20 protein-coding genes and 1 pseudogene are annotated in these 22,543 nt (G+C 64.1%); 8 read left to right on the top strand and 13 right to left on the bottom strand.

Annotated features, from left to right (window positions below):
• Positions 1 to 10: 10 nt before the first annotated feature.
• The 7 genes from ACTJLC_RS15330 to ACTJLC_RS15300 all read right to left on the bottom strand — a co-directional run bounded on the left by ACTJLC_RS15330 (position 11) and on the right by ACTJLC_RS15300 (position 8,186).
• On the bottom strand, positions 11 to 763 hold the full coding sequence (locus tag ACTJLC_RS15330) for a peptidylprolyl isomerase (protein ID WP_154872323.1): 753 nt from the start codon (positions 761 to 763) through the stop codon (positions 11 to 13).
• Positions 764 to 800: 37 nt separating this feature from the next.
• On the bottom strand, positions 801 to 2,174 hold the full coding sequence (locus tag ACTJLC_RS15325) for an HlyD family efflux transporter periplasmic adaptor subunit (protein ID WP_440844472.1): 1,374 nt from the start codon (positions 2,172 to 2,174) through the stop codon (positions 801 to 803).
• A complete protein-coding gene (locus ACTJLC_RS15320; RefSeq protein ID WP_436263886.1) occupies positions 2,152 to 4,752 on the bottom strand; it encodes an FHA domain-containing protein in 2,601 nt (866 codons plus the stop codon). Before ACTJLC_RS15320 ends, ACTJLC_RS15325 begins: the two co-directional genes overlap by 23 nt.
• A 251-nt stretch (positions 4,753 to 5,003) precedes the next feature.
• Entirely contained in the window at positions 5,004 to 6,440 is a 1,437-nt protein-coding gene (locus tag ACTJLC_RS15315) for an efflux transporter outer membrane subunit (protein WP_176035765.1), read from the bottom strand.
• Between the two features lie 300 nt (positions 6,441 to 6,740).
• Positions 6,741 to 7,016, bottom strand: a complete 276-nt coding sequence (locus ACTJLC_RS15310; protein WP_436263885.1) for a hypothetical protein — start codon at positions 7,014 to 7,016, stop codon at positions 6,741 to 6,743.
• A 283-nt stretch (positions 7,017 to 7,299) separates the two neighbouring features.
• Positions 7,300 to 7,734, bottom strand: a complete 435-nt coding sequence (locus ACTJLC_RS15305; protein ID WP_073428737.1) for a DUF4399 domain-containing protein — start codon at positions 7,732 to 7,734, stop codon at positions 7,300 to 7,302.
• A gap of 53 nt (positions 7,735 to 7,787) precedes the next feature.
• The gene (locus ACTJLC_RS15300) at positions 7,788 to 8,186 is read right to left on the bottom strand and encodes a DUF4399 domain-containing protein (RefSeq protein ID WP_440844520.1); all 399 of its coding nucleotides are present in this window, start codon (positions 8,184 to 8,186) and stop codon (positions 7,788 to 7,790) included.
• A 283-nt stretch (positions 8,187 to 8,469) separates the two neighbouring features.
• Between ACTJLC_RS15300 and ACTJLC_RS15295 the strand changes: the two are divergent.
• A pseudogene (locus ACTJLC_RS15295) lies at positions 8,470 to 9,321 on the top strand (caspase family protein); the annotation flags it as partial.
• Between the two features lie 33 nt (positions 9,322 to 9,354).
• Positions 9,355 to 10,533 carry a formylglycine-generating enzyme family protein gene (locus ACTJLC_RS15290; RefSeq protein ID WP_440844518.1) on the top strand — a complete coding sequence of 393 codons (1,179 nt, stop codon included), beginning with the start codon at positions 9,355 to 9,357 and terminating at the stop codon, positions 10,531 to 10,533.
• 66 nt (positions 10,534 to 10,599) lie between these two features.
• On the opposite strand, the gene ACTJLC_RS15285 is transcribed toward ACTJLC_RS15290, so the two are convergent.
• Positions 10,600 to 12,804 carry a protein kinase domain-containing protein gene (locus ACTJLC_RS15285; RefSeq protein ID WP_440844469.1) on the bottom strand — a complete coding sequence of 735 codons (2,205 nt, stop codon included), beginning with the start codon at positions 12,802 to 12,804 and terminating at the stop codon, positions 10,600 to 10,602.
• Between the two features lie 415 nt (positions 12,805 to 13,219).
• Here ACTJLC_RS15285 and ACTJLC_RS15280 point away from each other — a divergent pair, with 415 nt between their 5' ends.
• The 6 genes from ACTJLC_RS15280 (at position 13,220) to ACTJLC_RS15255 (ending at position 16,181) form a co-directional block, all read left to right on the top strand.
• Complete coding sequence (locus ACTJLC_RS15280) at positions 13,220 to 13,492, top strand: hypothetical protein (protein WP_440844467.1); 273 nt, start codon at positions 13,220 to 13,222, stop codon at positions 13,490 to 13,492.
• Between the two features lie 88 nt (positions 13,493 to 13,580).
• On the top strand, positions 13,581 to 13,859 hold the full coding sequence (locus ACTJLC_RS15275) for a hypothetical protein (RefSeq protein ID WP_073428741.1): 279 nt from the start codon (positions 13,581 to 13,583) through the stop codon (positions 13,857 to 13,859).
• A 182-nt stretch (positions 13,860 to 14,041) separates the two neighbouring features.
• Complete coding sequence (locus tag ACTJLC_RS15270; RefSeq protein WP_073428742.1) at positions 14,042 to 14,263, top strand: hypothetical protein; 222 nt, start codon at positions 14,042 to 14,044, stop codon at positions 14,261 to 14,263.
• A 379-nt stretch (positions 14,264 to 14,642) separates the two neighbouring features.
• A complete protein-coding gene (locus ACTJLC_RS15265) occupies positions 14,643 to 14,846 on the top strand; it encodes a hypothetical protein (protein WP_244745704.1) in 204 nt (67 codons plus the stop codon).
• A gap of 243 nt (positions 14,847 to 15,089) precedes the next feature.
• Entirely contained in the window at positions 15,090 to 15,245 is a 156-nt protein-coding gene (locus ACTJLC_RS15260) for a DUF3309 family protein (RefSeq protein WP_073428744.1), read from the top strand.
• Between the two features lie 135 nt (positions 15,246 to 15,380).
• Positions 15,381 to 16,181: a glucose 1-dehydrogenase gene (locus ACTJLC_RS15255; protein WP_440844464.1), complete on the top strand. Its 801-nt coding sequence runs from the start codon at positions 15,381 to 15,383 to the stop codon at positions 16,179 to 16,181.
• Here ACTJLC_RS15255 and ACTJLC_RS15250 read toward each other — a convergent pair.
• The 5 genes from ACTJLC_RS15250 to ACTJLC_RS15230 all read right to left on the bottom strand — a co-directional run bounded on the left by ACTJLC_RS15250 (position 16,178) and on the right by ACTJLC_RS15230 (position 22,494).
• Positions 16,178 to 17,578 carry a four-carbon acid sugar kinase family protein gene (locus ACTJLC_RS15250; protein ID WP_440844462.1) on the bottom strand — a complete coding sequence of 467 codons (1,401 nt, stop codon included), beginning with the start codon at positions 17,576 to 17,578 and terminating at the stop codon, positions 16,178 to 16,180. The genes ACTJLC_RS15255 and ACTJLC_RS15250 overlap by 4 nt on opposite strands.
• Positions 17,575 to 18,873: a ribulose-bisphosphate carboxylase large subunit family protein gene (locus tag ACTJLC_RS15245; RefSeq protein ID WP_440844460.1), complete on the bottom strand. Its 1,299-nt coding sequence runs from the start codon at positions 18,871 to 18,873 to the stop codon at positions 17,575 to 17,577. Before ACTJLC_RS15245 ends, ACTJLC_RS15250 begins: the two co-directional genes overlap by 4 nt.
• A complete protein-coding gene (locus ACTJLC_RS15240) occupies positions 18,870 to 19,409 on the bottom strand; it encodes a VOC family protein (RefSeq protein WP_440844458.1) in 540 nt (179 codons plus the stop codon). The genes ACTJLC_RS15245 and ACTJLC_RS15240 overlap by 4 nt, the downstream gene beginning before the upstream one ends.
• Before the next feature lie 93 nt (positions 19,410 to 19,502).
• Positions 19,503 to 21,389: a TRAP transporter large permease gene (locus ACTJLC_RS15235; protein WP_440844456.1), complete on the bottom strand. Its 1,887-nt coding sequence runs from the start codon at positions 21,387 to 21,389 to the stop codon at positions 19,503 to 19,505.
• Between the two features lie 79 nt (positions 21,390 to 21,468).
• Positions 21,469 to 22,494: a TRAP transporter substrate-binding protein gene (locus tag ACTJLC_RS15230; RefSeq protein ID WP_440844454.1), complete on the bottom strand. Its 1,026-nt coding sequence runs from the start codon at positions 22,492 to 22,494 to the stop codon at positions 21,469 to 21,471.
• Between the last annotated feature and the right edge of the window lie 49 nt (positions 22,495 to 22,543).

Genomic DNA, 22,543 nt, shown 5'->3' with positions numbered 1-22,543 from the left:
CGCGGATCGGCTAGCGCGCTTCGATCACGTGTTCCTGGGCGCGCGCGATCAGCCAGCTTTCGCGCAACAGCCGCTTCACCTCCGAGGCGACGTCCGCATCGAGCGTGGCCGGGTACTTGGCGGTCACGGCGAAAATCTCGAAGCACGAGCGATCCGCCGACGCAAACGGCCCAAGCAGATCGCCCACCGCCGCGTTGAAAATCTTCGCCTCGATATCCGGCTTCAACGAGCCGCGCAGCACCTTGCCGATCACGCCGCCCGCTTCGCGCGTATCCGCAATGGAATGCTCGCGCGCCATGTCGGCGAAACTATCGGGATCGTCGCGCAGATACGAGATCATTTCCTTCGCCTTGCCCTCGCTGTCGAGCACGATGTGGCTCACCTCGATCGCATCGAACTTCGGCGAGTTCAGCGCGAAGTAATCCCTGATCGCCGCCTCGTTGCCGACCTGGTCGAGCATCTTCTCCTGATACAGCCCGTCGGTAATGAACGCCTCGAATTCGTCGAGACTCACATTCAGTGCATCGAGGTACTGATTCATATCCGTCGCGCGATGCAAGCCGCGCACGCGGCGAAACTGATCGGCGCGCTCCTGGATTTCTTCCGCGCTCACGGCAATGCCCTGCTTTTTTGCCGCATGCACCGTGAGCTTGTCGCGCACGATCTGTTCGATGAGGCTCTCGAACTGGCCGGTCAATTTCAAAAGACGGATGAATTCGCCCACGCACACCACCTCGTCATCGATTCGCACTATCTCGGTCATGTCATCCGCTCCTTTAATTGACGTGTGATCCGCGCGGTCAACCCGCAACCTGCCTGAACGGATCGAGACCCAGATCGATCAGGCGGCGCTCGCGCACCACGATCTCCGCGCTGGCCGTCATGCCGTAGCGCAACGGATAACGCGTGTCGGCGATCTGGTAGTAGTTCTTTTCGAGTGTGACGCGGCCTTCGTACACCGGCTGCTTGTCCTGCAAGGACGGCTTGGTGGCCGGCGAAATATAGGCAAGCGTGCCGCTGATCAAGCCATAACGCTGGTACGGAAACGCATTGAATTTCAGCTTGACCGGCAAACCTTCGTGCAAAAAGGCCCGGTCGTGTTCGGCGATCTCGATCTTCAGCACGGGCCGCGCGTCTTTCGGCGCAATGCCGCCGAGCGGCGCGTTCGCCTGGATCTTGTCGCCGCGCTGCGTCGACGTGACGTCGGTGATGACGCCCGCGACCGGCGCGAGAATCAGCAGAAAATTGTCCTTGTCGATGTTCTCGAAGCGAATTCGCGCGGCGGCTTCCGACACGAGGCGCGCCGTTTGCAATTGCAGACGCAGCTTGTCTTGCGCGTCGGTGATGTCGCGCACCGCCGCGTCGTACTGAAGTTGCAGATCGACGGTTTGCTGGCCGCTGGTTTCGAGTTGCGCGTTGGCCTGCGCGTATTGATGGCTCAGGCGGAAATCCAGTTCCGCGAGTTTCGATTGCGCGACCCGGTACGCGTTGTCCGCTTCCATCGCGGCGGTGCGTTTCTGCTCCACCTGCAATTCGGCGATGCCGCCACCGCCTGGCTGCGCGAATAACCGCGAGTAGCGGTCCAGTTCCTGACGCGCCGCCTCGCGCGTGCGGCGAGCGTTGTCGAGCACGCTGCGCGCTTCGTCGAGCTCGGCCTTCTGTCCTTCGGCGAGCTTGGTCGTGCCTTCGGAGAGACGGTTTTCGTGCTGGCGCGCCTCCACTTCCAACTGCGCTTTCAGCGCGGCCGCCTTGCGCTCCATGAGCGCCTTCTTCTCGGGAAACTGTTTCCAGTCGCGCTCGGCGTCCTCGAGTTTCAACTGCGCTTGCAGCGCGTTGCTGGCCGCCTCGATCGCGCCGCGCGCATTCAGCCGCGCCAGCACGTCGCCTTTCGACACCGGTTGGCCCTCGGCGATATACAGGTCGGCCAGTTCGCCGTCGATCGGCGCATAGATGCGGCGCACTTCCGATTCCGGCGACAACGTGCCCTGGGCGCTGACGATCACGTCCGCGCGCCCCACGAACGACCACAGCAAGCCGGTCAGCACCAGCGCGACCATCGCCCAGATCAGCGCGCGCGCGAGCCGCACCGGTTCGGCGGTGAGAATGGCGATGCCTTCGACGCTGTGATCCTCCAGCGCCTCCGACAACGGTCTAGGGTGACTGTCGCGTTTCACTCTGCTCGCCTCCGATCAACGCCAGCTTCGCCTTCAACAGTCCGGGGTCCAGCACCATGCGCAGTTCCGTCAGTGAACGGCGCTGCAAATTCGTTTCGGCTTCGACGTCCGCCAGCAGGCGGTCGAAGTCGGCGGGATGGTCGGCCTTCAGTTGCGTGTAGATGCGCATGCCTTGCTGCGCCGCGGCCTGCGCCTCCGAGAGCAGACGCGCCTCGTTGCGGAAACCCGGCGAAATCCCCGCTTCAAGCCGTTGCGTGCCGCCAATCGAACCACTCGCGCGGTATTGCTTCCACAGACTTTGTGCGCGCAGCAGCAGGTCTTGCGCGCGAGCCAGCGCTTTGTCGTGCAATGCGGCGACGTCTTTCTGGATCGACTGCACGAACCACGCGTCCGTCGTCGGATCGAGACTCGCGTAAAACGACAGCAAGCGTTGGTCGTAATCCTTGCCGCCGCGCGTTTTCTGCAAGTCCGCGAATTGATCGAGCAGCGCTTTCTTGTGCGCCAGTTCCGCCGCGAGCACGTCCGACCACTGACTGGCGGGCATCGCCTGCAAGCCGTTCAATGCCTGCTGCGCGTCGCCGCGCTGCCATGCCGCGCTCACCGCGTCATGACGCGCAATGACATCCGCTGAAGGCAGCCGGCTTGCCGACAGTTGCTCGAACTGCGCCTGAAACGGCGGTGTGCTGAAGCGAGCCTTCTTCAACATCGCGAGCAAGGGTGTCAGTTGACGGCTGACCGCCGCGTTCAGCAAGTCGGTGTAGACGCGCAAGTCCTCGCGCACGCGGTCGAGACCCGCGAGACGCGGATAGCGCTGCGCATAATCGTCGAGCACAGGCGGCAGCGCATCGGGTTTGTCGCGCGCCAGTTCGGTGCGGATCGTTCCGTTCAAGCGGTCGATGGCGGCGAGGTACACCGAATCGTCGCTTTCCAGTTTGCGCAGATGGCTCAGCGCCTGCGCATACGGCTCCGCGAACACGGGCACGTATGAGGCGATCCGGTCGAGCGTGCGCTGATGGTTCTTCGCGTCGTCTTCCCAGCGTTGCAGCAGGCCGCTAATGACGGCCTCGTCCGCGTACATGCGGATAGGCGCATCCACGCCGCCGCGCCCGGCGACGAAGCGTTCGAGATCGCCCACCCATTGCAATTCGCCGACGAGGGATGCGGCGTCCGCATTGTTCGCGCTCAACGATCTCATCTGCTTCAACTGTGCGTCGGCCTCGTCGAACTGCGCCTTTTGCAGTGTGTTCAGCCAGGCGGGGAGCTTCGCCTTCAGCAGCGCCTCGCTCGCGAGCGCGCTGATTTTCGTGTCCGTCGGATGGCTCGCGAGATAGCCGTTCGCCGCCGCCACCGCGCTGGTGTAGTCGCCGCTCGCCAGCAGGTTCTTCAATTCCCGCTCCGACGATCCGCGCATGTACAGCGCCACCGATATCGCCAGTAGCACGACGACGCCCACGCCGCCCCATCCCGCGATGCGCTTCAGCATCGCCCGATCGCTGCCGGCGAACGCCTTGGCGAGTTCGCCCGTCAGCAAGCGCCAGCGCCGCGTTGCGCCTTTTCCAGCGTGCGCGTTATTCGCTACGTTCGCGCCACCTGGGCTTTTGGCATCGTGGGCGCCATTCGTGCCGTGCGCCCCTCGCGCGGCGCCGGTCGGCGCGTCACGCTTCGCATGCGCGGAGACGGACTGCGCCGCCTCGTTGACTTCGTCCTCGCGCTGCAGCCCTGGGTCCACGCAAAAGATATCGAGGAACGAATGCGCCGCGCCGACGAATGTTGTCTTGTCGGCATCGGCAGCTTCTTCGACGGCCGGGTTGAGCAATAGCTGGGTCACGGTGGGCTCGACTTCAGGCGCTTTGTGCAGCGACACCCTGTAGACGAAGTGGTCGCCGCCAAATGCAACGACGTCGCCTTCCGCCAGCGGCACGGCCGATTCGTCCAGGCGTTTTCCGCCAACGAACGTACCGTTGGTGCTGCCGAGATCCTCGACGTACAGCTCGCCGCCCTTCATGAAGATGTGCGCGTGACGCCGCGAGATGTAATTGACCTGATGCGGGTAGCGCTCTTTATAGCGCGAGAAGATCTCATCGGCCTTGCTGACGAGGAACGGAAACGCATGCACCTCGACCGGTTGCAGCCCGAGATCGTCACGCTGCGGCACGAGCAGCAAGCCGGGCACGGGCGCTGAACTTGCCGCCGCCACGATGCGCGCGCGCGGCTCGATGCCTACCCTGTAGCAGAGTTCGCCGCCGAAGCACAATTCGTCGCCGGCGCGCACGCGGGCCGGTGTTTGTCGCACGGCGTTGCCGTTCAACGTCGTGCCGTTCTTGCTGCCGAGGTCGGCGACGTATACCGCGCCATGCTCCGTGAAAACCCGCGCATGGCGGCGGGACAGGCGCGCGATCCGTTCGGTGGGGTAGTCGGTGAACGGCGCCTCGCTGCGGCCGATCGCGAACAGACTGTCGACGATACGGATCGCGTCGAGCGGCGGACGCTGCGCGCACGCAACCGGCGACAACACCACGTCGAACGCAGCGTCTACTGTCGCGCGCATCTCAGCAATCGGAGCTTCGCCGGCGGCCATTTTATGCGGATCGCTAATCGTCTTCGCGCTGCGTGAGGAACGCGGCGAAAACGGAATAAGGGACGACGGCGAAAAGACAATGTTGTTGGTGTGAGCCGAACACAATTCGGCCCCTCAATGATTGTAAGTCACGCATCGCAAGAGTCAATTTCGAATGTGGTTGATCAAAGCGACGAGCGCGCCACATCGAGCCGACATGCTCTCGCTGCGCGCCGCATCGCGGGTCGGCTCGGTGTTTCCTCGGTGTTCCCTCAGTGTTCCTTTACTTCGGCCTGTACATCGACGCTCGGCCAGCCGCCGCCCAGCGCCTTATAAAGCAGCACCGTGTCGGACAGAATCAGTTGGTGATTGGCAAGCAGTTGCTGTTGCGCTTCGAGCAACGTCCGCTCGGTTTCGAAAACTTCGAGTTGCGATACCACGCCAAGGCGCAATTGCGACTGAATCTGATCGGCGACGATTTGCAGACGCGACACTTCCTCCTGCAATTCCACGCGCTGCGCCTTATGCGAATTCAGATTGACCAGCGCGTTTTCCACTTCCTCGAATGCGCCCATCACGGCCACGCGATATTGCTGTTCGGCAACCGTCGATTGCGCTTTCGTGACCTTCACATGCGCCCTCACGCCCGGATCGAGCAACGGAATGTTGATGCTGGGCATGAAGCCGTAGGTGAACGACTTCAGCAGGTCGGTCAACGCGAAGCTGGCGGTGCCGCCGTGCCCGGTGAGGCTGATGGTCGGCAGTTGCGCGAGCTTGGCCTGGCCGACGAGGTCGTAGGCTTCCAGCACTCTGAATTCCGCGGCCACCACGTCGGGACGGCGTGCGAGCAGTTGCGCGGGCAAGCCGCCGGGTACGGGAGGCAGTTGCACACGTTGCTGCAAATGGCCCTTGGGTAGCTGGAATTCACCCGCCGGCACGCCGAGCAGCGTGGAGAGCGCGTTGTTGGCGAGGTCGCGCGAGCGGCGCAGTTCGAGCAACTGATTCGTCAAGCGGTTGATTTCCGCCTGCTGGCGTAACACCTGAGTTTGCGGCACCAGGCCGCTGCGGCGCTGGCCGTCGTAAATGGCGAGAATCTGTCGGTTCGTGACGAGTGTTTTCTGCTGCTGCTCGATCTGATCGTCGAATTGCAGGATCTGGAAATAGGTGCTGGACACATTCGACACGAGTTCCAGATAGCCGGCGCGCCAATCCGCCTCGCTTGCGTGGAATTCGGCCTTTTGCGCCTGCACGCCCTTGGCGACCTTGCCCCAGATGTCGATGTCCCAGTTCACCTGGGTCCCGAGGTTGTACTGCTTGGCGAAGGTTTGTCCGGTGGTCTTCTGGAAACTGGCGCCGGCGCCGAGGTCCATGGTCGGCAACGCGCCGGCTCTCGCTTCGCCGATCTGCGTGCTGGCGACCTCGATACGCGCGGCCAGCACCTTGATATCGAAGTTGCCCGCGATCGCTTTGCCGATCAGCGTGTCGAGATACGGATCGTGGAAGCCCTTCCACCAATCCGGCTCGATGGTCGCCGTGGCCGACACGGGCGCGCCTTGCCGATCGGACCACGAGGTCTTCTCCGGCGTGTCGGGCCGCTTGTAATCGGGCATGCTGACATCGACGCACGCAGACAGCGAGAGCGCGCATAGCGTTGCCGCGCAGAGCCCGCGAAACGCCTGAACCACGCGCTTTGAATTCGCCGGCCGCATTGCCGGACAGCATGGCGCCGATGTCGCGAAGAAGCGCTGACGAACCGATGAATCAAGCAACGCTGACACGATTTTCTCCGATGACACCGGCTTCGCTGCACGAGGAGAGCGCACGCTTCAAGTAAAGCATCTCCCGCGCGGTTTCACCATCGAAGCGATGCAGGAAGATGAAGCGCGGGGATCGGCGGTGACGCGAGGTCGTATGAAAAGAACGATTGGTGCGAGAAGCGAGAACTTTTTCAGCTATTCCCGGTGCGCGATCCGCGGAGGCCTTGAAGCCTCCGCGGCGGCGTGCGCCGTTCAGGACACGAAGATGTTGTTGCTCGACGTCACATGCGGGTTGATCGTGGTCGAGACGCCCGCGACGAACGCTGCGTTGTTGCCGTTCGCGCTCTGGATGTTCATCGTCGTGTTGATCAGTTGGGTGGCGTCGACGGTCTTGCTGTTGTTCGGCGCGTACACCGGCGTGAAGTTGAAGTACGACGAGGAGGGGCCGAAGCCGCCGCGCACGGCGCTCATGGCCTTGCTGTCGAGTTGTTCGGTGACGGACAGGTCTTTGATCATCAGTGCGTTCATGGTAAATCTCCTGGAAGGGGTTACTGCACAGTGCTTCGGTTGGGTTCGAGCAACTTGTCTGCTCGAGTGTCACTAATGCATGGGCTGTGCCAGTCTTGCTTCCCGATCCTAAGAAATTTGCCGGAATGCTTTAGATAAAGGGCTTGCGGTACGATCCGCCGCGAGAGCCGATGCAACGAGGGGGAAACGATCAGCCGCGAGTGGTGGATTGCAGCCAACAACGCGCGAGAACTTGTTGGCTGCGGCGAGACAGCGGCATCGGCAAGCCGTGTCTCGCGCCGGCTCACCGCGCAATGACCGTGATTTTCTTCGAGTACACCGGCGGATTGTGCGGAACATGCGCGGCGTCGCCCATCAACAGTTGCAACGTGTGCTTGCCCGGCGGCAGTTGAATCGTGGTTTCCGTTTCGCCCGCGCCGAAATGCAGGTGATTGCGGTCAGAGGGAATTTCCTGATCCGGCGGCGGCAGATCGGCGTCGATCAACAAATGATGGTGGCCGGTGTTCGGAAATTTGACGCCTTTCGGCGCGACGCCCATATAGCGCAAGCCGAACCATACCTTGAACGGCCTGTTCGCCGGCACCACCTGGCCGTCGTTTGGATAGCCGATATACGCATACGCGCCGGCCGGCGCCGCCGTCGGCCCGGCTGTGGCGATATTCGGCGACGCCAGGGCCGACAGCGTCATGAACGCGGCGGCCGCGATGATCTTGTACATATTGGTCTCTCCGTCCTGACGGACCCGTTTTGAATAAACGGCTCGCGCTGGTCTTATTGCACGGTGATGGTGATCTTTTTCGAGTGCACGGGCGGTGCGTGCGGCACGTGGTTGTGATCGCCGAGAACGAGTTGCAACGTATGCTTGCCCGGCGGCAACTCGATGCGCGCGTCCGTTTCGCCCGCGCCGAAGTGCAGGTGATTGCGGTCCGACGGAATTTCCTGATCGAGCGGCGGCAGATCGGTGTCGATCAGCAGATGGTGATGCCCCGAGTTCGGAAACGCGACGCCCTTCGGGCACACGCCCATGTTGCGCAGTCCCATGCGCACCCATAGCTTGCCGCCGTGAATCACCGCGCCGTCCGGCGGCCAGATGATGTACTCCTCGGCAGTCTGCGGCGAGGCGGTTTGCTCGGCGAGCACGGGCCCGCAGATCACCACGCCGCCTAGCATCGCGAGAACGACGAGTGTGTTGGTTCTTCTCATTGCGCACTCTCCCGAAGAGTGGTCATGGCCGCCTCGGCCGCAAGGCTGCCGGGCGTCCTGCTGGATGTCGCGAGCGCGCGCGTTGTTGAACGGCCGCCTGATTAAAACGACATGCCGCGTTACTTTGTGAATCAGCTTAGGACGTAACTTGCCAAAAAGATACGCAATGCTCGTTAACCGTATAACGCACTGAGGATAAGCGACAGTTGTGGCGCTCGAAGCGCGTGCTATCGTTGTTAGCAGGTTGCAGATGGATAGTCGTGGCGGCGTCGATACTTCTCTCCGGTTCACTCTGGCGGTTGCCGCGAGCGGCGCGGTGCTCGAATGCCTGGGTTCTGTCCGGAACAAACAGGATGTGAAGATGTGGCGAATATTCGTGCTGGTGTGCGTGGCCGGGGTCATGCAGGCGCATTGGGGCAGTGCTTGCGCGACTGCGCCAAATGTCCGGGCGGAACATGTTGCGGCGGCGCCCGGCATGGCGGTCTCCGCGTTCGCGCCACACGAGAACAATGCGGCTTCTCCCCGCGTCGCGCTCGTGATCGGCAACGGCGCGTATGGCGATCGGGCGGACCCGCTTCGCGATAACGCACCGCGCGATGCCGAAGCCATGCGCGATACATTGCGCGCGCTCGGCTTCGATGTGATCTTGCGCACCAATGCGACACCTCGGCAAATGCAGCAGGCCATTGGTGAATTCCATCGGCGTTTGCGCGCGGGCGGCACCGGTCTGTTCTATTTCGCCGGGCATGGCGTGCAAGTCGGCCGGCAGACGCTGCTCATTCCCGCCGGACTCGATGCGCGCTCGCCCGCTTCGCTCATCAACGAAGGTGTCGACCTGAATAGCGTGCTTCAGGCGATGCATACAGGCGGATTCAATCTCGCGATCCTCGATGCCTGCCTGAATAATCCCTTTTCAACTGACGTCACGTTCGCCGGACCGGCACTTTCCGCCAACACACTGGTTGCCTATGCCACCGCGCCCGGCGGTTTTGCCGCGGACGGCATGCGTCATGGCGTCTACACCAACGCATTGCTGCGCGCGCTCGACGGCGCTTCGTCGCAGGATTTTTCCGCGCTGCTGGAGCGCGTCGCCGCTCGGGTCCGCGACGTGACCGGCGGCGAGCAACAGCCGTGGATGGCTTCGTCGCTGACCGAGCCATTTCGCCTCGCGGGGAATGTCCATCCCGCGTCGCTCCTGGCCGTCAACGAAACCGATCGCGTCGTGACACTGCGCAGCCGAGGCATTCTCCCGAAAGACAGCAGCGAGCAATACGAAATCACGTTCTGGAATTCGATCAAGGACAGCAACTACCCCGCCGATTACGAGGCCTACCTGAAGGCGTATCCGAACGGCCGCTTCGCCACGCTCGCGCATGCACGCATCGACCGGTTGCGCGCGGCGGCGTCGAATGCGCCGGCTACCGCGCCTGCGCCGCAAGCCGCGCGTCCAACCACCCCAACTGCTCCAATCGCTCCGGCCAGCGCGCCACCGCAAGAACGCCCGCGCGCGACGCCCACGCCAGGCGCAAGCGCGGCGCCGGCTACGGCTCCGCCCACCGCATCGGTCGCGCAAAAGCCCGCAACGCGTCCGCCGAGCGCCGGCGAAAGCCGCGATTGCGCCACCTGCCCGATCATGATCGCGTTGCCGGCCGGCTCGTTCCCGATGGGCAGCGGCACCGACGATCCTTCCGAAAAGCCCGTGCATCACGTGAACATCGGCGCGCCGTTCGCCATCGGCAAATACGAGGTGACGGTGGAGCAATGGAACGCATGCGTCGCCGCCAACGCCTGTCCGAAGCTGACACCCGAGAGCAACGCCAACAAAGCCGCGCCGGCGCGCGACATCAGCTGGGACGACGCGCAGCAATACGTGAAGTGGCTGAGCAAGACCACCGGCAAACCGTACCGCTTGCCGACCGAGGCGGAATGGGAATACGCGGTCCGTGGCGGCACGTCGACCGCCTACTGGTGGGGCGATCAGATGCGCAAGGGCAACGCCAATTGCAAGGACTGCGGCGACCCGTGGCATAAGGAAGGACCGGAGGCCGCCGGTTCGTTCGCGCCGAATCCGTTCGGCCTGTACGACATGAACGGCAGCGTCTGGGAATGGACGGCCGATTGCTGGCACAACTCCTACCAGGGCGCGCCCGCCGATGGCCGCGCGTGGGAGAACCCCGCTTGCGACATGCGCGTGATTCGCGGCGGTTCGTGGCGCGAAGGCGGCGGCTACATGCTGAGCGCGACGCGCTTCAAGTACAGCGCGGGCGTGCGGCAATCGCAGGATGGCTTTCGGGTCGTGAAAGACCTCAAGTGAGGCGGGCGATTTGCGCTCGAATCATCGGCGCGCGGCGAAATCCGGGCGCGCCGGGTTCGCGCTCGCTCACGGCGCACGCGGCTTCGTCGTAATCGGCGCGAAGTCGGCGACGATACGCTCCTGCCCATATTTGCCGCCGATCTGCGCGAGCCGCGCATCGAGCGCGCGCAGATAATCGGCGCGCGATTCGCTCTCCGGGCGCGGCTTGTCGAATAGCGGCGCCGGCGTGATGAGCAGCACCACCATCTCCGATCCGAACGGTTTCGAAATGACCCAGTCGCCCGCGCTGCCGACCGTCGCCGCATAGCGCGGCGGCGCCTGATTATCCTTCGCGCGCGGACTCGGCACCATGTGCACGACGTTGCCGTCGAGCTGGTAGTAGTCGAGGTTCACGTAGGAATCGTAGGCGGGCGTGGTGACGTCGACGACGAGCGAGTCGCCTTCGCTCAACTGTCCGCCGGGTGGCCGCACATGCAGCGCCGCCACGCGGCCGGCTTGCCAGTTATGAATCCAGTACGGTGCGAGCGCCTTGACGGTGTCGCATTTGTCGTCGGCAACCGGCTCGACTTCGAGCGCGACGGTATCGACGCCTGGCAAGGCGCTGAGGGTGTCCTTCAGACGCGCCGCGCCATGGCGTTGCGACACGTAGCCACGCACGGTCAACGCGTGGTCCTGCGCGGAAGCGGCGAGCGCCGAACACGGCACTTGCGCGAGTACCGGCGTGACGGCGGCGAGCGTCAGCGCCGGTTTGGGAGCGGGTGGTGTTGCAACGGGTGGCGAGGCCGGTGCCGCGGCGGACCCAGCGGTGGGCTCCGTAGTGGAACCCGCGGTGGACCCCGCAGTGGACCCTGCAGTGGACCCTACCGTCGCCGCTGGCGCGGGCTCCACCTTACCTCCTGCAGCCTCACTCGACGACGACGAAGCCGCCCGATCCGCCAACGCCTGCGAAGCACCCTCGACCGGCTGCGCGCCTTTCTGCCGATCCGGCGCCGAGCGCAGCGCGAACACGCCGACCGCCGCCGCGCATACCATCGCGAAACCCGCGAGCCCCACCTTCGCCAGCTTGCCCGACTTCTCCGCGCGCGCTTCGTTGTCGAACTCCGCGATGAAGCGCACCACGCTCGGCATGCGCGTGTTGCGGTCGAACGAGAGCGCGGCGCGCAACGCGCGCCACTGTCGCGCGTCCAGGTTCGGCGGCCGTTGCGGCTTGAAGTCGGCGTTGCGGGCCTGCGTCGCCGATAAACGGTCGAACGGATGGTGGCCGGTCAACAACTCGTAGGTGATGCAGCCGAGCGCATAAATATCGTCGCGCGGATCGGGCTCGCGATGCTCGATCATTTCCGGGCTCGCATACGCGGGCGTCAGCGCGCCGAGGCTGCCGGGATCGAACACGGTCGCGTCGCTCTCTTCCTCCGGCCGCTGGAACACGCGGGCAATGCCGAAGTCGATCACCTTCACTTCGGCATTCGTCGTCAGGAATACATTGGCGGGTTTGAAATCGCAGTGCACGAAGCCGCGTTCATGCGCGTAGGCGAGCGCGCTGCACATGCCGCGCACGATCGGCAGCGCGGCGCGCACCGGCATGCCCTGATAGCCCGGCGTGCGCAGCAACTGGCTGAGCGGCTTGCCGTTCAGGTACTCCATCGTCAGATAGACGATCGGGCCGTCGCGGTCGAAGTCGTACACCGTGATGATGTTGCGATGCGCGAGCACCTGCGCCTTGCGCGCCTCGCGTTGCAGCGCGACGAGCGAATTCGGATTGCCGCGGAACTGCACGTTGAGCACCTTGACCGCGAGATACGGCTTGCGATCGGACGCCTCCAGCTTGCGCAAGTCGAGCGCCTTGTACACCGTGCCCATGCCGCCGACGCCGAGACATTCCTCCAGCACGAAGCGGTTGTTCAACGTGTCGCCGGTGCCTTTGATCTGGTCGTGGCCGGGAGGATTCGCGGCGCCCGGCGCACTTGCGCCGCCCGGCTTTTGGCCCGCGCCTGCGGAGCGTGCCGACGGAATATCGACCGTGGTCTGAATGCCGGTTTCCTCGCCGCCCGCGGCCACGTTCGAGACGCGCAACTGCTCGATGCGCCGCCGCACTTCCGCGTAAAGATCCTCGGGGAGCGGTGTCTTGCGATGCGCCGTGCCGAGCATCTCCAGCAGCTGCGTGGGACCGAGACCTTCGGTCGTCAACGTGCTGTCGAGTTGAGCGACGAGCTCGTCACGCGACAGCTCGCCGCTCTGGAAGTCGTGAATCACACGCGCAAGGCTAGCCATTTGTGCGAAGCGCCGCCGCTGCCGTTGGGCCGGATCGCATGCGACCGAAACCGCTCGGGCTGATAGAAAACCTGTCGTAACCAGTTACATGTGCCGCTTCGATACTAGCCCCCGGCCCACGCTTTCGCAAACCAGGATTGCCCCGCTGCGTGCGCGCCGTGACGGTGTCGCGCGGCATCCAACAGCATGCGGCGCTCTGTCGGGCGCCTCCCACCAGTAGCGAGAGGCGGAAGCGCGTCCATGGATCGGCTCGAACGCGTGAGTGCGGCTCGAAAGCCCCATGCAGCAAGCCTGCGCAAACTTTCTTTGGATGCCAGAATAAAACTGGCACAGGCCGTGCATTAGTGACACTCGAGCAGACAAGTTGCTCGAACCCAATCGCAAGACTCTCATTTTTTCTTCCAGGAGATTTACCATGAACGCACTGATGATCAAAGACCTGTCCATCACCGAACAACTCGACAGCAAAGCCATGAGCGCCGTGCGCGGCGGTTTCGGTCCCTCGACCTCGTACTACAACTTCAGCCCGGTCTTCGCCCCGAACAACAACAAGAAGGTCGACGCGACGCAACTGATCAACACGTCGATGGACATCCAGAACGCCAACGGCAACAACGTCGCGTTCGCCGCCGGCATCCATTCGACGATCGATCCGAGCATCACGTCGAGCAACAACATCCACGTGTAAAGCACGACGAGGCGAAGCGCCCGTGCTCACGGGTCTCTTCGCCTCGCGTCGTCCACGCCCGTCTTCCGCGCACCCTTGGAGATTCACCATGTCATCCCTCATGATTCGCGATCTGTCTCGCACCTGTTATCTCGACCGCCGTGCCATGTCGGCGGTGGCCGGCGGCACCGGCACGCCCGGTCTGCCGTCCGTGGCCGGCCTCGGCACCATTGCCAACGTCAACGTCGCGATAAACCAGAACCTCACCCAGTTCCAGACCGTCAACGTCGCCGCGCTCAACAACATCGGCGTGATCGGCGCGGGCGTGGTGCCGCTGCACCTGAACGTCAGCCCGGAACTCTTTGGCGGCAACTTCGCTGCCGTGTGACGGCGTGCGGTAGCGAAGGACCGGGGGCTTCCCTACTGCCGCCTCTTCATAATGAAGCGGCGCGCTGCAAGCAGATTTCCTATACTCATAGTGCGACGAGACCACCGCACACTTAACGACATATCGAAGCGGCGACCGGACAATCGCACCGGCCGCCCGCTCGGCATTTCTCCGGAGCCCTCATGGCCAAGCTCATGATCAAGGATCTCACCGACAGCGTCGAACTCGACCGCCAGGCGATGGCCGCCATTGTTGGCGGAGCACGCATCGGTGCGCGATTGAATGGCGCGGTGCCACTCGTGCCGGCCTCGGCGCGCGTCGTCGAATATCCGCCCGGCTTTCCCGCCGCGCACCAGACGGTTGTCACGGCGGCGATGCAGCGCAGGGCATTGCGCCGCTACTAGACTTCGATTCCACTGTTGTCCGCAACGGCACGCGCTCGATGCGCGTGCCGTTCGCGTTTTGAGCGGCGGGCGCGTGTGCGCCCGCGTTCCTCGCATCCTTCGCATCCCTCGCATCCGGTCGCCATCCGCAACCGCCGCATGGAGCGCCGCCAGCCAACAACCGGCGCGCGAGCTGTGGGACCGCTCCGCACACTCCGATTCAATCCCGGGTCGATCGAACGCGGCGTTTGACGGGGTCATCTCGCGCCGCCTAGACAGGACGCGCGTTGCCGAACCGCCCGTGTTTTCCGCGCCGGCCGCACGCAAAATGGCATAGCCCTTGCAGAAGTCAGGCTGAGCACCGCATCGTGCTCGCCCGTCCACTTTCTGGAGTAACGCCATGAAATCCACTGTCATCATCAAAGACCTGCCGCGTTCAGCGGACCCCGCCCACGACGACACGCTCACCGCCGAACAGATGAAAGCGCTGCATGGCGGCCGTTCGGTTGTCGTCACCGTCGACAAGGGGGCCCTGGGCCAGGTCGACGATTGGGAAATCAACACCGCCATCTTCGAAGGCCGCATCAAAGGGTCCTACCTGTAGGACGCGCGAGATGCCCGCAATTGGAAACACCCCTGCGCCAGCAAACGCGCAGGGGCGTCAGACCGCTCGTCAAGAACGGATGTCGCAGCGTATCGGCTTCAAGCGGCTCCGTTTCGGCATCCATCCTGGGCACGCGCCTTGCTCACTCACGACATCGATGCCGCCTTTCGCCAGGCGCCCCGAGGGCGCGCCTTGCGTGGCTGTCGTGAAAGAAGGTCCGTCAACCAAGCGGAGGTCTTTAACATGCTGGGAACCATTCTTCTGATTGTGCTGATTCTTCTCCTCCTCGGCGCGCTGCCGACCTGGCCGCATAGCCGTTCATGGGGCTATGCGCCTACCGGCGGTATCGGCGTCGTACTCATCGTCGTGATCGTGCTGCTGGTAGCCGGGGTGATATAGCCCGATCGAAACGCCCGGTTCGATACTTCGAACCACGCCGGCCGCCGCTGTCGATGCAGTTCGCCGCATCGATATCCGGCGGCTTTGCCATGTCGATTGCCAGATTGGATTCACATGGCGAAGCCGGAGAATGCGATGGAAAAGCTACTCGAGAATCAGGTTGCGCTGGTGACCGGCGCCAGTTCCGGCATTGGATACGGCGTTGCACAAGCACTTGCCAACGCGGGCGCGGCGGTGGTCCTGAACTATCACACCCATGCCGAATCAGCCGAAAAGCTCGCCGACGAGATTGAAAAGGCGGCCGGCGCAGCGCTCGCGGTTGGGGCCGATGTGGCCGATCGCGATCAGGTGGAGAGCATGTTCGATGCGTGCCGCGCGCGATTCGGCACCGTCGATATCGTGGTGGCGAATTCGGGTTTGCAGAGAGACAGCGCATTTGCCGAGATGACGCTGGAAGACTGGCAAACGGTATTGGCGACCAATCTGACCGGGCAATTTCTCACGGCGCAATCAGCCGTGAAGGAATTCCGGCGACGCGGGCCACGGCCCGTGTCAAAAGCGCTCGGCAAGCTCATCTGCATGAGCTCGGTGCACGAAGTGATTCCCTGGGCGAGGCGTGTCAATTACGCCGCGTCCAAAGGCGGCGTGCTGATGTTCATGAAATCCCTCGCGCAAGAAGTGGCGCCCGAGCGCATTCGCGTCAATTCGATCGCGCCGGGCGCGATTCGCACGCGGATCAACAAGGACGCCTGGGAATCGAAGCCCGAGCAGGACAGGCTGCTTCAGTTGATTCCCTACGGTCGCGTCGGAAACCCGGACGATATCGGCAAGGCCGCCGTGTGGCTCGCTTCCGATGAAAGCGATTATGTGGTGGGCACGACGTTGTTCGTCGACGGCGGCATGACGCTTTATCCGGAGTTCGCCGACAACGGCTAACGTCCAGGTGCTTTGTCGCCGTCGTCACCGGCGAGCAGTTGCTCGAAAAGATCCGCGTCGCCCATCTGTCCGCCTTTCAGCATGATTTCCATGCCGTCGAGTTCAGCACGGTCGGCGTGAAGGCGGCATACGGTGACGCCTGCCGGAAGCGGCGCGAGATAGGACAAGCCCCAGGCGCCGAGCGCGCGCACGGCGAAGCTGGACGTATCGCCGCCCGCAATGCCGATGCGTCGCAAGTGCGCGTTGCCGAGCACCTGTCGCAGCAGCGCGGCGCATGCGTGCGTGAGCCGCGGCAACGCGCCTGCCGTGTGTTCGGCACGGCGCGTCGTGAAGGCGAGGACGTTGCGTCCGTCGCGCAATGGTCCGGTTATCGCCGCGGCGCGCGTTGCCAGATAGTCGGACGCGCTATCGCCGGTCATTTGCAGCGGGTCCAGTTCCACGCGCAGATACGAATGCGCGGCGGCAATCTGCACTTCGGTCAATGGCGAGAGGCTGCCTGCCAGCACGAACACCGGTCCTTGTGCGCGCGCCAGCGTTACGTGCTCGCGCGCTTCGGCGTGTTCATGTTCAGCGCGCGGATCCAGCGCCAGCGAATAGGCCTGCGCGACGCTGCTCGCGCCTACCGCGAGCAAGGGCGCCGATTCCGCCGCGTGATGCGCGATCACGCGGCCAATCGCTTGCAGATGCGAGTCGTCGAGCACGTCGAACAGCAATGCGTCGGGTTTCGATTCGAGCCGACGCCGCACCTCGGTTTGCAACGCGGCATCGCCGGCCGTGTAGCGGCGCCAATCGACCGATTGCACGTTTTCCACGCCCTGCCGTTGCAAATGCACACGCAAGTCCGCTTCGTGCATCGGCGTCACCGGATGACGGCTCATCGTCGGATGACGGTCGATCCGGTAGATCGACTGTTGATGATCGTCCGCGCCCGCCGCCGCGAACAGTTCGGCGAACACGCAATAGCGCCGCAAATTCGGCTGCCCGCCGACCACCGCCACGAGCGGATTCGCGCAGTGCGCGCGCAGCGTGCGAATCGCCACGCCGATGCTGCCGATCTCCGGCGCGCTATCGAATGTCGAGCACACTTTGTAGTGCATCACGCGCACCCCGAGCGCGGCAAATGCGGCGCCGGCGCGCGACAGCTCCGCTTGCTGTTCAGCCGGCGACATCGTCCGCGCCGCGCCGGCAACGCCGAGCGCGTCGAGACGGCCTAGCGTCGAAAGACGCGCGGCATCGGGTGGCGCGAAGAACAGCATGGTGCGCAGACCGGCGCGGGCGAGATGCGCGAGCGTGTCGGTCGCGCCTGTGAAGTCGTCGCCATAGAAGGCGTAATGCGGACCGTTGCCATGCAACCGGCGCGAGTCGCTGCTCTCTTTGATGACCTGTGCCTCGCTCACGCTCGCCCGCCGAAAAATGCCAATGCGCGCCGCAGTTCCGGCATATGCTCCGCGAACACCGGCAACGGCGTGTGTTCCTGCACGGCCGCCCATGCCTGACGCACGCTCGTCACGCCTGCCGCCGGACCATCGGGATGCGCGAGGATGCCGCCGCCCGACATGAACAGCAAGTCGGTGGAGCGCACCGCGTCGAACGTGGCTTGCGCGGTGCCGGCCCACTGGCCCGAGGAAAACGCCGGCAGCACCGGGTCGTCGCAACCCGACGCGAGCGGCGTGGCGCAATCGCGCGCCGACTCGATCACTTCGGCGTCGCTCTGCGCGAATTTGCCGGCGAGGCCGTGCACGTGCATGTGATCCACGCCGGTCAAACGCCATAGCGTCTGATACGCCTGAAACGACATGCCGAGCGCCGGATCGCGCGACATCATCCCGTAGCCGTTGCGGTGCGCGTGCAGCACGAGCGGCGTGGCGCGGCGCAGGGCCTCTATCGCGGAAAAGCCGCACCAGTTGATGCTCGCCATCACGCAGGTGCCGCCCTCGCGCTCGACCAGTTCCGCATGACGGCGCATCGCGTCGAGTCCGTCGGTGATATTGAACGCGACCATCACGCGGCGGCCGCTGCGCTCGCGGTAGCGGCGCACTTCCGCCATCACCGCTCGCACGCGCTCGGCGAGCGGCGCATGCGCGGGGTTCGCGCAGACTTCATCGTCCTTGATGAAATCGACGCCCGCTTCGCACAACTCGCGCACCAGCGCCGCCGTTTCCGCCGCGCTCAAGCCCACGTTCGGCTTGATGATGGTGCCGATCATCGGCCCGCCCGTCACTTCGGTCAGCACGCGCGTGCCCGCCACGCCATGACGCGGCAGTTCGAAACGCGCGCGATAGGCGACAGGCAAGCGCAGCGAGAGCAGCCGCATGCCGGTGACCTCGCCCAGATCGTACAGATTGCCGGCGACGGTGGCGGCAAGCGTCGGCAGATTCGCGCCGATGTTGGCGAGCGGAAACGACAGCGTCACGCGCGCGCGACGCCACGGTCCCGGCGTACCCTGGCGCGCGAGCCATGCGCTCGGCAAGCTGGGTTGCGACGCGGGTTCGAGTTCCTCGATGCGCAGCACGCTCGCGCGGCTGCGTGCGCGCAGCGCATCCGATTCGTTGGCGACCCGCACGAACGTGCCGCTCGACTGCTCGCCCGCCATCACGTCGGCAACGCGGGCGGGATCGAGCGGCGTCTCGATCAGATAGTCGGCTTCGAGCGTGTCGTCGTGAATGGTGTTCCGTTGCAGCGTGGCGTTCATAGCGCGTTCAGATCAGGAAAGCGGCGCACCGGCTCACGGCCGTTCCAATCGCGCGACGCCGCGTAGATCATGTCGAACAGCCTGCCTTTCGGCCCGGCGATCTCCGAGAGTTCGATGACGGTACCCGGATGATCCTCGGTGTCGAAATAGACAAAGCGCCCGTTGCGGCCCACCTCGCCGCTCATCGCGACCTTGAAGCCCTGCTCCCGCAGGCGCGCGAGGTCCGCGTCGAACGAGGTGGTCCAGTATGCGTTGTGCTGCAAGCCGGTGTTGCCGGCGGCGAGAAAGTCGCGGTACATCGAGGGTGCGTCGTTGCGCGTCTGGATCAGTTCGACCTGCAACGGCCCCGAGTTCGCCAACGCCACGGAGTTGTGCACCTCGTACGATTGCCCGCGATACATGTAGTTCTCGATCGGCACGCGTTCGTTGTAGAACCACGGGCCCACGCCGAGCACGCGGCTCCAGTAGTCCATCGCGGCCTCGATATCGCGCACCACGTACCCGGCCTGACGAATCTCGCCAAAGAAACGACTCATGAAACTCTCCCGCTGCTGCCAGTTTTTAAAGGACGAGCGACGCCCCGGCGCGGCGGCAATGCAGCGCCCGAGTGTCGAACCTGTGAAGAAAGCCTAGAGAAACCCGATCGAGATCCAGGGAATCGCCGCGACCAGAATCAGGCCGACGATCAGCGCGCCCATGTAGCCGACGATAGGGCGAATGCCCGCATCGGGATTGACCTTGCTGATCGCGCACGCCGAGTAGTAGCCGACGCCGAACGGCGGCGAGAAAAGCCCCACGCCCATCGACAGAATCACGACGATCGCGTAGTGCACTTCATGCACGCCCGCGAGCCGCGCGATCGGAAACAGCAGCGGACCGAACAGCACGATCGCGGGAATCCCTTCGAGCACGCTGCCGAGCATCACGAACACGACGATCGACACGGCGAGGAAACCATACGCGCCGCCGGGCATCGCAGCGATCCATTGCGCGAGGTCCTGCGAGAAGCCGGATTGAGTGAGCGCCCACGCCATCGAGGTCGCGCAGCCGATGATGAACAGAATCGCGCCCGACAAAGTCGCCGCATCCACCAGCATGCGGCCGAGCCGCCGCCATTCGAAACGGCGATAGACCAGCAGGCCGATCAGCATCGAATAGGCGATGCCGATGGTCGATACTTCGGTCGCCGTCGCCACGCCTTCGACCACCGCCATGCGAATCACGAACGGCAGCGCCAGCGCCGGCAGCGACACGACGAACAGCCGCGCGATCTGCTGCTTGCTGAAACGCTGCGCGCCGCTCAGGTCTTCGTTGCGATAGCGCCACCACACCACCACGCACAGGATCAGCGCGAGCACGGCGCCCGGCAGCATGCCCGCGGTGAAGAGCGCGGCGATCGACACGCCCGTGACCGAGCCGATCGTGATCAGCACGATGCTCGGCGGAATCGTTTCGCTTTGCGCGCCGGTGGTGGCGAGCAGCGCGACGAGATCGCCTTCCGACGCGCCGCGTTTTTTCATCTCCGGGAACAGCACCGGCGCAATCGCCGCCATGTCCGCCACTTTCGAACCGGAGATGCCCGACACCAGATACATCGCGCCGATCAGCACGAACGACAAACCGCCCTGTACGTGACCGACGAGGCTCGCGAGGAATTCGATCATCGCGCGCGCCATGCCGGTCATTTCGATCAGCAAGCCGAGGAACACGAAGAGCGGCACGGCCAGCAGCACGAGATGCGACATGCCCTCGTCCATGCGGCCGACCACCACTTCGAGCGGCGTGAAAGTCGAGAGGCCGAGATAGCCGAACGTGGCCAGCGCGAAAGAAAACCCGATCGGCACGCCCGAAAAAATGCCGATCGCCACCACGCCGACGAAGAAGATCACGAGATTGATCTTGCCAAGGCTCTGGAACCACGGCCCGGCGAATACGGCGACGAGACCCAATAGCGCGGCAATCGCAAGCACGATCACGACGTCGCGCGCGCGGCTCACCTGCGCGAGACGAATCAAGCCGACCAGCAGCATGAGCGCGGCGCCGACCGGCAACGCGAGCGCGCGCCACGCGTTGCTGATCTGCAAGGCGGGCGTGACGATCGCCGCCTCACCGGACGCGTAGTTGTACGCGGGCACGATCAACAGCGCGAGCAACGCAATCGACGCCGCGATCGCCAGCGTATCGACGAATGCGCGCCGCCGCGGCGACAAGCGGCTGACCAGCGCCGTCATTCGCATATGTTCGCCGCGCCGCAACGCCAGCACCGCGCCGAGCATGGCGAGCCACAGGAACAGAATCCCCGCCAGTTCATCCGACCACACCAGCGGCTGATGCAGCGCGTAACGGCTCACCACGCCAGCGAGCATCACGATCATTTCCACCGCGAGCAGCGCCGCCGCGCAGGCTTCCACCAGCGCGATCAAACCGCGATCGAAGCTGCTCAGCCAGCGGCGCGGCGTGCTCGCCGCGGGCAGCGCAACCGCTGCGTCCGCTGGATTCAATGCGTGATTCGACATCCTGAAGTCTCCTCGCGACGGGCCGCCGCGCTTCGTCTCTTGCGCATTCACCGCTCGTGCTCGCGGGCGTAAGCCGAACTCAAGCGAGCTTGCCGACCGATTGTTCGAGCAGGTCCCACGCCTCATTGCCGAACTTGCCTTTCCATTGCGCGTAAAAACCCGCTTGACGCAGCGCCGCGCGGAACGTATCCGGCGCGGTGCGGTTGATCGCAAGGCCCTTGCCTTGCAGATCGGCGATAGCCGCGTCGTTGAGCTTGCGCACGTCCTCGCGCTGTTTCAACGCGCCTTGATTGAAGGCGTCGCTGGCAATGCCTTGCAGGTCTTTCGGCAAGCGTTGCCAGGCGCGCGGGTTCAGCACGAACCAGTAGCCGTCCCACATGTGATTGGTCAGCGAACAGTACTTCTGCACTTCATAGAGCTTCGCGACTTGCACGATCGGCAGCGGGTTTTCCTGCGCATCGACGATATGCGTTTGCAGCGACGAATACACTTCGCTGAATTGCAAGCTGGTCGGCGCGGCGCCGAGACCCTTGAACATGTCGATGCTGAGCGGGCTCACCGGCACGCGAATCTTCAGGCCGCGCATGTTCTGCGCGCTCGTGATCGGGCCGTTGCTGGTGGTGGTCTGACGGAAGCCGTTGTCCCACATCTTCTCGAACGATTCGAGACCGGCTTTTTGCATCGCCGCGCGCACATAGGCGCCGAGCTTGCCGTCCATCGCGCTCCATACCTGGTTGTAGTCGCTGAACGCGAAGCCGACCGCGTTGATCGCAACGGATGGCGCGAGCGTCGACACTACCAGCGCCGACGGCGTGAACATCTCGATGCCGCCGCTGCGCACCTGCGCGAGCATGTCGGTATCGCCGCCCAACTGGTTGTTGGGGAATATGCGGATCTCCATGCGCCCTTTGGACGCTTCCTTGATCTGATTCGCCGCTTCCTGCGCGCGCACGTTCAATGGATGCGTGAGGGGCAAGTTGTTGCCGTACTTGAACACGAACTCGGAGCCGGACGCGGCGCGCACGATCGACGGAAAGCCCAGCGCGCCCGCCACCGGTACGGCGGCCGCGGCACGCAGCAGCGTGCGTCTCGCGAGGTTGGTCATTTGAGTGTCTCCTTGCTTATAATTGATGTGACTGTCGAATCCATCAAAA

Source organism: Paraburkholderia sp. 22099 (assembly GCF_052045835.1).
GTDB lineage: Bacteria > Pseudomonadota > Gammaproteobacteria > Burkholderiales > Burkholderiaceae > Paraburkholderia > Paraburkholderia terricola.
The sequence above is the reverse complement of the archived record's forward strand: the minus strand, read 5'-3'. Positions and strand labels throughout refer to the sequence as shown.